The organism is Streptosporangium nanhuense (assembly GCF_059358815.1).
On sequence record NZ_JCADBG010000024.1, the window covers coordinates 106,683 to 119,239 of the forward strand.

7 protein-coding genes are annotated in these 12,557 nt (G+C 73.6%); 2 read left to right on the forward strand and 5 right to left on the reverse strand.

Annotated elements, in window-relative coordinates:
- Positions 1-42: 42 nt before the first annotated feature.
- Positions 43-474 (forward strand): Imm10 family immunity protein, encoded by a 432-nt coding sequence (locus AC5L38_RS35465; RefSeq protein WP_495247176.1) that lies wholly within the window; start codon positions 43-45, stop codon positions 472-474.
- A gap of 51 nt (positions 475-525) precedes the next feature.
- Here the strand turns inward: AC5L38_RS35465 and AC5L38_RS35470 are convergent, their stop codons facing one another.
- The 5 genes from AC5L38_RS35470 to AC5L38_RS35490 form a co-directional block, all read right to left on the reverse strand.
- Entirely contained in the window at positions 526-1,740 is a 1,215-nt protein-coding gene (locus AC5L38_RS35470) for a cytochrome P450 (RefSeq protein WP_495247177.1), read from the reverse strand.
- 76 nt (positions 1,741-1,816) lie between these two features.
- Positions 1,817-3,442 carry an acyl-CoA reductase gene (locus AC5L38_RS35475; RefSeq protein WP_495247178.1) on the reverse strand — a complete coding sequence of 542 codons (1,626 nt, stop codon included), beginning with the start codon at positions 3,440-3,442 and terminating at the stop codon, positions 1,817-1,819.
- Positions 3,443-3,471: 29 nt separating this feature from the next.
- Positions 3,472-4,866, reverse strand: coding sequence for a hypothetical protein (locus AC5L38_RS35480; protein ID WP_495247179.1), 1,395 nt, complete (start codon positions 4,864-4,866; stop codon positions 3,472-3,474).
- The gene (locus AC5L38_RS35485; protein ID WP_495247180.1) at positions 4,863-10,562 is read right to left on the reverse strand and encodes a type I polyketide synthase; all 5,700 of its coding nucleotides are present in this window, start codon (positions 10,560-10,562) and stop codon (positions 4,863-4,865) included. The genes AC5L38_RS35480 and AC5L38_RS35485 overlap by 4 nt, the downstream gene beginning before the upstream one ends.
- Positions 10,563-10,723: 161 nt before the next feature.
- Positions 10,724-11,320: an EF-hand domain-containing protein gene (locus AC5L38_RS35490; RefSeq protein ID WP_495247181.1), complete on the reverse strand. Its 597-nt coding sequence runs from the start codon at positions 11,318-11,320 to the stop codon at positions 10,724-10,726.
- 410 nt (positions 11,321-11,730) lie between these two features.
- Here AC5L38_RS35490 and AC5L38_RS35495 point away from each other — a divergent pair, with 410 nt between their 5' ends.
- Entirely contained in the window at positions 11,731-12,546 is an 816-nt protein-coding gene (locus AC5L38_RS35495; protein WP_495247182.1) for an MBL fold metallo-hydrolase, read from the forward strand.
- Positions 12,547-12,557: the final 11 nt, after the last annotated feature.

The window sequence follows — 12,557 nt, forward strand, 5'->3', positions numbered from 1 at the left end:
AATACGCCAGAATTGTCGCAACGGCCCGTTACGCTCCGCGGCATGACTATTCGGTTCACGGCCCAGGTCGCGGGAGTGGCGGAAGACCACGATCTGGAATGCCTGTCCGCCGGTGTCGCCAAGAGCGACGACGGCGACGGCATGGAGCTGATCTTCCAGTGCGGCCTGTTTGAGGACGAAGAGGGAGAAGAAGACGAAGAGGAAGGCGTCGAGGAGCCGGAGACGGACAGCCACTGCTTGGTCATCACCGGCCAGGCGACCGCATATGGGGCCGTTAGCGAGATCACCCTTCGCGATGGAGTGCTTCGCGTCGTCATCGCTCCGCACGCGCTGGAAGAGCTGGGTCTTGACGACCCCGAGATCGAAGCGGTCCTCGAAGTCGACGACGAGGTGATCGACCAGCTCCGGCTCGCCCTGCGACGCATCATGGCCTACGGCCCGGTCGACGCCCGCCCGGCGGTCGTTCAGCTGTGACGGTGCCGCCGGGCTTTTCGTTCGGTGATGTCCGGGACGCGGACGGCCGCTCTACCGGCGCGGGCCGAGCGAGGTCCGGAACCGTACGGGCAGCCGGTCGAGGCAGATGTGGCGGCCGTTCTCGTAGAAGCGGCGGGGTTCGCCGATGAGCTCGTAGCCGGGGTGGCGGGCCAGCTCGCGCAGGACCACGAGGAACTCGGTACGCGCGAGCTGGGCGCCGATGCAGAAGTGCACGCCCATCCCGAAACCGAGGTGGTGGACCTGTCCCCGGTCGAGCCGGAACCGCTCCGGGTCGGGGAACTCGGCGGGGTCGCGGTTGGCGGCCCCGGCCAGCAGGACGACCCGCGATCCCCGGGGGATGACGACGCCGCCGATCTCGACGTCGCGGGTGGTGAGCCGGGTGCCGTGGTCGACCGGCGTCCAGAGCCGCAGCGTCTCCTCGACGGCGGCGGGCATCAGCTCGGGCCGCTTGCGCAGCCGGTCCTGCAGGCCGGGTTCGCGGGCCAGCTGCCACAGCAGGTGCGACAGGGCGTTCATCGAGGTCTCGTGACCGGCGACGGCGAAGCCGACCATCATGACGTGCAGCTCCTCGTCGGTGACGGGCCGCCCGTCGATCGTCTCGCGGACCAGCGTGGACAGGTAGTCGTCGCCCGGCCGCTCCCTGGCCCGGCGGATCTCCCCCTGGAACAGCTCCGCGAACTGCGGCCAGAAGCCCTCCGCGCTCTCGTCGCTCGGCATGCGCGCCCAGGTGTTGCTGGTCAGGTCGCGGATGCGGTCCCGCGCCGCGTCGGTGAAGCCGACCGCGAGCGACACCACGGCGAGCGGCAGCGGCACCGCGAGCTCGGCGACGAGGTCGCCGCAGCCCCGGGCGACGATCGGCTCGACCATGTCCGCGACCAGGCGGCGGAGCCCGGGTTCGAGCTCTCGTGCCCGCGCCGGGGAGAACGGGGGTCTCATCAGGGCGCGGAACGCGGTGTGCCGGGGCGGGTCGTACTCCAGCGGCGCGAACGGCGGCGTGCCCGCGGCTCGGGGGAAGAAGACCCCCGAGGCCGAGCTGAAGGTCTCGTGGTCGCGCAGCGCCGCCTCCACGTCGCGGTAGTGCGACAGGATCCACAGGCCGCCGTACGCGCGGGAGAAGGCGACCCGCGACCGGCCGCGGATGCCGCGGTGGACCAGGCAGGCCAGGTCCGGGTCGAAGCTCGGGTGGTGGTGGTCGAAATCGGAGATCAGCTGCTCGACGACGTCCTCTTCCCGCTCCGCCCTCACTGCCGCTCCCTGTGGTCGAAGATCACCGAATGTCGGGTACAGGAGCCGGAGACGCCTGCCGCGAGGTAAGGAGGGCTCATCGCGCGTCCCACGAGGGCGCCCCGGGGTGCAGGTGGCCGAGGGGATGGACGTCGGCGGGGTCGTAGGTCTCGTCCACGATCCACTTGACCATCCGGCGCAGCGGTTCGATGGCGTCCTGCGGCAGCTCGGGCCGCACGCGGGTGGCGTAGCCGAGGGACACCAGCCGCTGGGCGCCGTAGAGGGGCACGACGTCGCGCAGCTCCCGCTTGAGCGCCTCGGGGTAGACGCCCACGGTCTGCGTGTAGGCGTTCATGCCGCGCACCGCGTCCCAGGCCGAGCCGACGGGCACCACGTTGACCACCCGGCCCGACAGCGAGGGGTGGAACTCCACCGGCTCGGGCAGCCGCGAGACGATGACCGCGCCCTCGTCGCGGCGCCCGCCGATCACCTCGTACCAGTCGGCGCTCGCCCGGATCGCGAGCAGGTCGGCGCGCAGCCCCGGATCGAACCGCCTGGCCGCCGTGCTGACCTGCTCGGGAAGCCGGAGGATCTCCTCGTACAGCAACCCGCCCCAGCGGGCGGCCCGGCCGGGGTCGGTGACGGCGTAGACCACGCGGGCGTTGAAGCAGCCGAGCTGGTTGAGGGCGCCGACGTCCACCGCGGCCAGCCGGGCGGTCTCGGCCATCCGCTCGTCGTCGGCGAACGCCTCGGGACCGATGACGGTGGCGCTCAGCTTCGGGTCGAGGGAGACCAGCTCCAGGCCGGGCCTGACGTAGCCGGTGACGTGCCGGATGGAGGCCAGCCCGCCCCAGGCCACGATCTTCTCGACGTGGGCCGGCTGGTAGAGCCGCCGCTCGAACGCCTCGGAGCCGCCCTTCCAGTAGACGACCGAGAGATGGCGGGTGAGCGGGTGGTCGGGGGCCATCTCGGCCATGGTCCGCGCGATCGCGAGCGCGGTCAGCGGGTCGTTCGACGGCGTCTTGACGATGGCGTCGCCGCGGGTGACGGCGTTGCGGATCACGGTGAGCGCGGCGATGACCGGGCTGTTGCCGGCGATGATGTGCACGGTCCGCGCGCCGAGCGCCCGGACCGCCGCGCGGCCCCCGCCGGCGGTGGGCACCTCGTGCCACCCGTCGAGGTACCCGGCCCCGACGGTCCGCTCCACCACCGCCCGCACCGCCTCCGGGCGGAACAGGCCGGGAAGCTGCTCGTACGAGGCGGCGAGCGGCGGCGGGGTCATGTCCGACCACGCGGCCGACCGTTCGAGGGCCTCCCTCAGCGGCGTGTTGCGCGACAGCGCGAGGCGCGGCCCGAGTTCGGCCAGGAAGTCGACGACGTCGTCGACGCGCAGGGCGTTCAGGTCCCGCATGCGCGCCGGGTCGCCCAGCGGCAGCCGGTCGAGCAGGCCCGCGGGGTCGGGGGCGAGGAAGGAGGCCTCCTGTCCCCGGCCGGTGAAGGGGACCAGGCCGGTGGCGACCGTCTCGCCCCGGATGAAGGCGGGGATCGTCAGCTCGGCTCCCGCGGTCTCCTGCCGTCCCCGGTCGTCCCCGGCCCGCGCCTCCCGGCGCACCGGGTCGTCACCGGTTCGCGCCTCCTGCCGTCCCCGATCGTCCGCGGCCCGCGCCCCCCGCCGCACCGGGCCGTCGTTCCCGGCGAGGGTCTTGTCCCATCTCGAGTTCATGCCGGCGCCCCCTTGGGGAGATCTCGCGCTCATGCCAGCGCCCCGTTGAGGAAGTCGAGGGCCTCGGTGAGCGCCTCGGGGGTCGCGGCACACGTGATCTTGTCGTCGCCGCCGCTGCCGCCGAACCTGCCGATGGCGGTGGACAGGCCGGGCGTGGTGCGTCCGCACCGGCACGCCGACCAGTCGACCGTGACCTCGTCGCCGGAGACGAAACCGCCCCAGTGCACGTCGGCCATGAGGTCGAGGAAGGCCGCCCGGCCCGTCCGCACCCCGTCGCGCGGCAGCGGGGCCCCGGTCTCCGGGTCGAGGACGTAGAGGATCACCCAGGGCTCGATGTGGTAGCGCTCCGCCTCGCAGAGCAGGTTGACCGCCATCACCTCGGTCATCGCGTAGCAGAGCCGCGGCCGGCGCACGCCGAAGAAGCGCCCGACCGGCTCCGCCCAGTCGGCCGGCAGCGCCGTGCCCTTCGCTCCCCCGCCGGAGAAGACGAACGAGTCCGGGGCGAAGACGGCCTCGATGCCCCGGACCAGCCCGGCGGTCGCCATGGCGTGGTGGACGCTCCACAGGCCGAGCGACGCCACGCGGCGCCCGCCGAGCGTGTCGGCCAGCTCCTCGACGAACCGCGCCATCCCGGCGCCGGTGGCCCGTTGCGCCTCCTCGAACTCCGCGCGGCGCGCCTTCAGCGCGGGCGGGATCTCCAGCCGGTCGACCTCGCCCCTGGCCGCCGCCGCGCGCAACCGTCCGGCGAGGAACATGACGTCGGCGCTGAGCGAGCCGGGGTGCAGGGCGTGGAAGCGGCCGGGGGTCTCCGCCATCTGCTCGGCCATCGCGCCCGCGTGCCGGTCGATCCCGCTCCGCCCGGCGCGAAACCCCGGCCAGACCACGTCCATGGGTTCTCGCCACGGCACTCCGTCGGGGAGCGCGTCCAGGCGCACCGTGCGGTACAGGGCCTCGTACTCCTGGCGGGTGTGCGGGACGAACGACATCGTGCCGGACGTGCCGGAGGAGTGGGCCGGCCGCAGGTCGGTCCGGGCGTCGAGGAGGTCCAGCCACGCGTCGATCGAGTCGCAGCCGGAGAAGTCGATGCCGCCGAGGTCGACGGTGGTGAGCCTGCCGAGCCAGGTCGCCAGCTGGTCGAACCGGTTGTCCAGGAGCAGGGAGACGGGATACGACTTGTAGACCGTGTGCGGGAACAGCAGGGGCGCCGCGTCGTCCAGCGTCCCGATCTCCCCGATGCGCTGCTCGTCGGCGATGGTGCGCAGCACCGGGATCCGGTCACGAAGCTCGGCGTAGCGCATCCGCAGCGCGGCGAGCTGCAGCGCGGCCAGCCGGTCGGGGGCGAGCGTGTGCATCCGCCGTCGCGAGGGTCCGAAGAACCCGACGGGATCCTCCGCGAACAGGCGCACCTCGGTGTCCGCCGTCATACGTCACTCCTTCGTTGCTCGGCCAGATAGTCGGTGATGTCGGAGACCGTGGGGCGGTTCCACAGCAGACCCGTCGGCAGGCCCACGCGCAACCGCTCGGAGAGCGTCCGGCGCAGCATGACCGCCAGCAGCGAGTCGACGCCCATCTCCGCGAGCGGGCGCCGCACGTCCACCGCCTCGGGGTCGGTACGCAGGGTGGCCGCGACCGCTCGCCGTACCTCGCCCCGCAGCAGGTCGGTGAGGGGGGCGCCGGACAGGTTCCGCCAGTCGGGGCCCTCGTCCGCGCCGGGGGCCGGGGGCGGGCCGGGGTCGCCGGCCAGGTCGCGCAGCAGCGGCGGCCGGAGGATTCCGGGGGTGAGGGGCAGGACCCGCAGCACCGCCAGGTCGGCGCCGGCGGCCGGCCCCGCCGCGACCAGCGACTCCCACGCCAGGAACGCCTCCGCGGGGGTGATGTCCGCCGTGCCCCGGGCGCGCAGCTCCGCGCCGACGACCTCCGAGGAGGCCGACATGCCCAGGCCGTGCCAGCTCGTCCAGGCGAGGGAGAGGACCGCGTCGTCTCCCCCGGCCCGCCGGTGCCTGGCCAGACCGGACAGGAAGGCGTTCGCCGCCGCGTACGAGGCCTGCCCGGGAAGGCCGAGAAGCTGTCCGGCGGAGGAGAAGAGCACCAGGAAGTCCAGCGTCCCCGGCGGGAACACCTCGTGGAGCGCGAGCGCCCCGGCGACCTTGGGCCGCATCACCGCCCGCAGCGACTCCTCGTCGTACGAGCGCAGCAGCCGGTTGTCGACCACGCCCGCCGCGTGCACGACCCCGCGCACCGGCGGCATGCCGAGCGCGCCGGGGTCGGCCAGCCGGGCGAGGCCGGCGGCGTTCCCCACGTCCGCGGCGACCGTCCGCACGGTGACGCCCCTCGCCTCCAGGGACCTGACCGCGTCGATCGCCTGCCGCGTCCCCGGCTCGCGGACGGCGTCCCACCGGTTCCTGGCGGGCAGGGCGGTACGGCCCAGCAGGAGGAGCCTGCGGGCCCCCCGGTCGGCCAGCCACCCCGCGACGCGCAGGCCGAGAGCGCCCAGACCTCCGGTGACCAGGTAGGTGGCCCCGGCCCGGCAGAGCGGCCCCGTGGCCCGCTCCGCCGGGCCGGGACGGCAGGGCACCAGGCGGGAGCCGCTCGCTGCGCCGTGCTCGACGGCGACGACGTCTTCCCGGCACCGGCTTCCCAGCAGCCGGATCAGGACCGAGAGGTCGTCGTCGCCCGGTTTCTCCGGCAGGTCGACGAGACCGCCCCACACCTCGGAGTACTCCGTGGCGGCCACCCGCGCCAGTCCCCACAGCGCCGTCTGCGCCAGCCCCGCCGTACCCTCCGGCTCCCTGGCCGAGGAGGTGACGCACCACAGCCGGGCCCGGCCCGCCTCACCCACCAGCCGCGCGGTCTCGGCCAGGCGCGCGGCCAGCCGGGTCGCGGTCTCCGCGACGTCCTCGCCGGAGCCGTCCGTCACGTCCGTCACGGACGGTTCCGGCGGCAGCAGGACGACCGCGTCGTCTTCCGTCAGCCCGAAAAGCAGCTCCCTGAGCGCGTCGTGCCCGTCATGCCCACCGCGCTCACCGCGCTCACCGCGCTCACCAGGTTCGTCGTACGCGCCATGCCCGTCACGTCCGGGGACCGTGTCGACCCGGACGCCTCGTTGCGTCAGGAGGCCGCCGAGAACGTGCGCGAGGCCGTTCCCGTCGCGCGGCACCGCGCTCGTGCCCGTTCCGACCAGCACCACCCGGTACGGCACCGCGCCGGACGGCCCCTCCTCCGGCAGGCCGAGCGGTTTCCAGATCACCTCGTGCAGGAGGCCGTCCGCCCCCGTTCCCGCCGCCGGGTCCGGCTCGGGCTCCGGGGCGGTGTAGCGCACCCCGCGCAGGACGGCCGCCGTCCGCCCGTCGAGGGCGGCGACGCGGATGTCGACCGTGTCCGGCCCGGCGGCGACCACGCCGACCAGGGCCCTTCCCCCCTCCGGCGGGTCCTGCGACAGGGTCGCCTCGGCGATCCGCACCGGCATGCGCAGCTCGGCGCGGCCCGCCAGGGCGATGGCCGCGACGCCCCCGGCCGAGAACGCGGCGTCCAGGATCGACGCCCAGGTCGGCCGGGGCAGGGTGCCCGCCGGGTCCGCCGCCACCAGCGCCGTCAGCGTGCCCGGCCCGCGGCGCAGTTCCTCGATCCGCCAGGGGAAGCCCATGGCCGCCACGCCGGCCCCTGCGAGCGTGTCCACCACCCAGCCGGCATCGACGGCCTCGCCGTGCGTCCTGTCCTCCGGTCCGCCGTCCGGCTCACCACCCGGCGCGCTCACCTGCCCGCCACCCGGGCCGGCGTCCGTCGCGCCGCCCCGTCCGGCCGTCTCCACGTCGCCTAACGTCGCGGACCCGTCGCCGAGAAGGGCGACGCAGTGGGTGAGCCACCCCTCGCCGGGATCACGGCGGTCGTGGTCCGCGCCGGGTTCCGCGGGGTGTTCCCCGCGACCCGCGATGAGGCGGGAGGAGAGCCTGAGCGTCCCGTCCTGGTGGACGACCTGGAGCTCGCGCGACACGGCCGTGGTGATGGGGACCCGCATCTCCACCTCGCGCAGGGTCTCCGCCCCGTCCCGCCCGGCCCCCTGTCCGGTCTCCCGGACCGCCCTCGCCGCGGCGAGGAAGGTGTTCAGCAGCACGGCGGCGGGCACGATCTCCGTACCGTGCACGGGATGGGCGCCGGGGAACGGCCGGGTGGGGTGGTCCAGCGCCGTCCGCCACACGTCGGCCCGGGAGGTGGCGCACACCACCGTCCGCGCCCCCAGCAGGGTGTGGCTCTCCGGGACGTGCGGCCTCCCGGCCGTCCCGGGAGGCTCGTGCTCGGCCCAGTGGCGTACGTGCAGCCAGGCGTTCGCCGGAAGGTCGACGAGCTCGCCCTCCCCCTGGAGCGCGGGCCAGTCCACCGGTACGCCGTGACAGTGCAGCAGGGCGATGTTGCCCGCCATGCCGCGCGGCCCGTCCTCGTCGCGCCGGATGCTGTGCGCCACGACGGCGTCCCGGACTCCCGCCAATTCGAGCGTCTCGGCGATCGAGTGGCACACCACCGGGTGCGCGGAGACCTCCAGGAACGTCCGGTGGCCGTCCTCGGCCGCGGCGAGGACGGCGTTCGCGAAGAGCACCGGGTCGCGCAGGTTGGTCTCCCAGTAGGAGGCGTCGCGCGCGGCCGGGTCGCGGGGGTCGGGCAGCGCGGTCGTGTAGAGCGGGACGGCGGGGTCCGCCGGGCGGAGGCCGTCGACCGCCGCGCGCAGATCGGCGCGGAGCGGGTCCATCTGCGGGCTGTGGAAGGCGACGTCGGAATCGATCCGCCGGACCTCGACGCCGTCGCGCGCCCAGCACGCTGCCAGCCGTTCCAGCGCCTCCGGCGTGCCGGCCACCACCGTGGAGCACGGCGACGCGGCGACGGCCGGCGACACCGCGCCGATGCCCGCCACCCGGCGGCCCACCTCCTCGTACGGCAGCGAGACCATGGCCATCGCCCCGCGCCCGGCGACCCGGGACAGCAGCCGCGAGCGGCGGCAGACCAGCCGGGCCCCGTCCGCCGCGTCGAGCACCCCGGCGGCCACGGCGGCGGCGATCTCCCCCACCGAATGGCCGATCACGGCCGAGGGCCGGACACCGGCGGAACGCCAGAGCGCGGCGAGCCCCACCTGGACGGCGTACAGCAGCGACTGGACGCGCCCGGTGCCGCCCAGCTCGCCCGCCCGGAGCGCGAGAACCGGGGAGAAGCCCATCTCCGCCCGGTAGACCGGGTCGAGTCGTTCGATCACCTCCGCGAAGGCGGGCGCGCCGGCCAGCAGGTCCCGGCCCATGCCCGCCCACTGGGCGCCGTGGCCGGAGAACACCCACACCGGGTCGCGTCCCCCTCTTGGGGGCGTCCGGACTGAGACGACGCCCCGGGGCGTGCCGGGGGTGTCATCGGCCAGGGAACGCAACCGGCCGACCAGCTCCGCCCGGTCCGCGGCCACCACGGCCGCGCGGGCCGTCAGGTGGGAGCGGTGGCGGGCCAGGGTCCTGCCCACGGACGCCAGATCGGCGCGGTCGTGGGCGGCGAGCCAGTCGGCGAGCCGTCCGGCGGCCAGGCGCACGGCGGCCGGGTCGGCACTCGACAGCGGGTACACCCGCACCGGCCCGCGCCACGGGGCCACCTCGGAGACGCGGTCGCGGGCCACCTCGGGAACCGGCGTGACCTCCGGGCGCACGGCGTGGGCGGCCTCGGTGGACGCGGTGTGCGCGGCCTCCGGGACCACGACGCGGACGGCGGGAACGGCGGCGGGGATGCCGGGGGCGGCGGAGACGGCGTCCCGGAGGCCTTCTCGGCGGTCCTCTCGGAGGCCTTCTCGGCGGTCCTCTCGGAGGTCCTCCTGGAGAACGAGGTGCGCGATCGTGCCGCCGTATCCGTACCCGGCGACTCCCGCGCGCCGGGGACGGCCGGTGGAGGGCCACGGCGTCGTCGTGGTGACCAGCCGAAGGCCGTTGACGCCCCAGGGGATGGACGGGTTCGGCCCGGACAGCATCGGGGTGGCCGGGATGACGCCGTGCCCGATCGCGAGCACGGCCTTGATGAGGCCCGCGACCCCGGCGGCGGCCTCGAGGTGCCCGATGCCGGACTTCACCGAGCCGACCAGGCAGTGACTCCCGTCTTCGCGGCCGGCTCCGAGCACCGAGGCCAGCGCGCCCGCCTCGACGGGATCGCCGACCGGCGTGCCCGTTCCGTGGGCCTCGACGTAGTCCACCGTGCCGGGGCCGACGCCCGCGCTCCGGTAGGCGCGGCGCAGGAGATGCTCCTGGGCCTCGCGGCTGGGGGCCATGATGCCCTCGGTCCGGCCGTCCTGGTGGACGGCGCCGCCGACGATCACGGCGAGGACCCGGTCCCCGTCGCGCCGGGCGTCGCCGAGCCGCTTGAGGACCACGACCCCGGCTCCCTCGCCCCGCCCGTATCCGTCGGCCCGCGCGTCGAACGCCTTCGAGCGCCCGTCGGGGGAGATCGCCCCCGCGGCGTCCAGGACCACGCTGTACGCGGGGCCGGCGAGCACCGTGACCCCGCCGGCGAGCGCGAGCGGGATCTCGCCGAGCCGCAGGCTCTGGCACGCCTGGTGGATCGCCACCAGGGAGGACGAGCAGGCCGTGTCCAGCGCCACGCTGGGGCCGCGGAGATCGAGCGCGTGGGACACGCGGTTCGCGACACCGCAGTGCGAGGCGCCGACCCCCGTCCACGCCTCGATCCGCGGCAGGTCCTCCAGCAGCCGGCGGCCGTAGTCGTCGGCGGCGACGCCGGCGAAGACGCCCGTGTCGGATCCGGCGAGGTCCGCGGGCGGGATGCCCGCGTGCTCCAGCGCCTCCCAGGCGACTTCGAGAAGGATGCGCTGCTGGGGGTCCATCAGCCGCGCCTCGCGCGGGGAGATGCTGAAGAACTCGCTGTCGAATCCCGAGATGTCGGTCAGGAAGCATCCGCGGGCCGTGGTCCGGCGCAGGATCGCCGCGTCCTCGGCGCCACGGTCCGCGTAGCGCGCCCACCGGCCGGCCGGAACCTCGCCGACCGCGTCGCCCTCGTCGAGCAGGAATCTCCAGAAAGCCGCCGGGGAGTCGATCCCCGCGGCGAACCGGCATCCAAGGCCGATCACCGCTATCGGTTCGCGGGCGATGGGCACACAAGCCTCCCTTTCGGGGGTCCGGGGTCCGGGGGTCCGGGGGTGCAGGGGACCCGAAGGAAACGAAAGGCTCCCGGCGTGGCAGGAAAATCACGCCGGGAGCCTTTTCGACGTCAACGGGTTGTCAAACCTGAGTGAACCGGCAAAGGGCCGTCAGCAGGTCAGAGTTTCACCCTGGTGCCGTCCCAGATATCCCTCTCCCAGATATCCCCGAAAAGCCAGTTTCCCCGGGCGTCGGGGTCGAGGCTCGTGTAGAACTCCTTCCACGCGGTGACGAGCTCGTCGACCGAGAGATTTCCGTTTCCGTTCACGTCGAGCTTTTCGAAGGCGATGCGGCTGTTCTCCTCGGACGTGCCGAACGCCTTGTGGAACCTGGCGAACTCCTCCGCCGCGACGGTGCCGTTGTCGTTCTTGTCGCAGAGGTTCCACAGGGCCTGCGCGGCCGGCCGGAAGGCCGTCTCGAAGCCGCCGGGGTCGTCGATCCAGGCCTGCCGCATCCCCTCCCTGAACTCCTCCGGGGTGATCTTGCCGTCGTGGTCGGCGTCGAGCTTGCCGGTGAGGTGCTGCCAGAACTGGCCGAAGCTGCGGAGCAGCTCAAGGGCCTTGGGCGAGTCGAAGGGCTCCTCAAGGTAGGCGATGACGCGCGCGCCGAGCGCGATGCAGTCGGCCATCTCCAGGATGCCGTCGTCGTTCTGGTCGCCGTGCCCGAAGCACACGTCGTACTTGCGCTCGATGAGGTCGCGTTGCAGGAGTTCCACCACCGTGACACCACTTTCTCGCCGATGGCCGCGAACAATGACGGCCGATTGAATTCGACGACGGCTTGTCGCCGCCGGTATTGCCAGCGATGAATAATGAGCACAGGGAGCCGCTCGCGGGTGATGCCATTTCTGCGAGCACCGAGTTTTCCCTGATCAGCGGCACCTACGGTTGATTATTATTGCGTCAAACGGGCGCCGTCAAGACGGCTGATACTTTCTTTTGCGAGCCATAAAGACCGCGTATCGCCCGATATATCACTACAAATAACAGGAAACTAAATGAACGTCCATCACAATTCCCGGGCGCGCCGATCGGCGGTTCCCGCACCCGGTCCCACCGCCCTCGCCCGCCCCCGGCGGGCGCGGCGATCTTATGGTGGGGAGCGAACACGACCCGAGGAGCCTCCGTGAACGATCTGCCCATCTGCGTCACCTGCGGGGTCCAGTACGCCGCCCCCCAGGAGAACTGCCCGATCTGCGAGGACGAGCGGCAGTACGTCGGCTGGGAGGGGCAGCGCTGGACCTCCCTGAACGAGCTGCGCGCCACCGGGCACAGGCCGCTGGTCGCCGAGGAGGGCGGCGGAGTGGTCGGGGTCGGCACCGACCCCGCCACGGCCATCGGGCAGCGGGCGCTGCTGGTCCGCACGCCCGGCGGCAACGTGCTGTGGGACATGGTCACCCACCTCGACGACGAACTGGTCGGGCAGGTCACCGAACTCGGCGGGATCGACGCCATCGCGATCAGCCACCCGCACTTCTACGGCTCGATGGTGGAGTGGGCGCACGCCTTCGACGCGCCGATCCACATCCACGCGGCCGACCGCGCCTGGGTGGGCCGCCCCGACGACTCCGTCGTGTTCTGGGAGGGCGACACCCACGAGATCCTCGAAGGGCTGACGCTGATCAACGCGGGCGTCCACTTCGACGGCGGCCAGGTCATGCACTGGCGCGACGGCGAGGAGGGCCGGGGCGCCCTGTTCTCCGGCGACATCCTCCAGGTGGTCCAGGACCGCCGCTGGGTGAGCTTCATGTACAGCTACCCCAACCTCATCCCCGAGCGGCCCGGCACGGTCCGCCGCGCCCTGTCGCTGCTGGAGCCCTACTCCTTCGAACGCGTCTACGGCGGCTGGTGGAAGCGGGTCGTGCGCACCGACGGCGCCGAGGCCGTCCGCCGCTCCGCCGACCGCTACCTGTCCTTCGCCCTGGACGACCGGTCGAGGTGAGAGGGGGCCTC

What these genes read in the sequence shown, in the direction of transcription:
- AC5L38_RS35465 (WP_495247176.1), top strand. Translation starts at nt 43, where the DNA reads ATGACTATTCGGTTCACGGCCCAGGTCGCGGGAGTGGCGGAAGACCAC.
- AC5L38_RS35475 (WP_495247178.1), bottom strand. Translation starts at nt 3,442, where the DNA reads ATGAACTCGAGATGGGACAAGACCCTCGCCGGGAACGACGGCCCGGTG.
- AC5L38_RS35480 (WP_495247179.1), bottom strand. Translation starts at nt 4,866, where the DNA reads ATGACGGCGGACACCGAGGTGCGCCTGTTCGCGGAGGATCCCGTCGGG.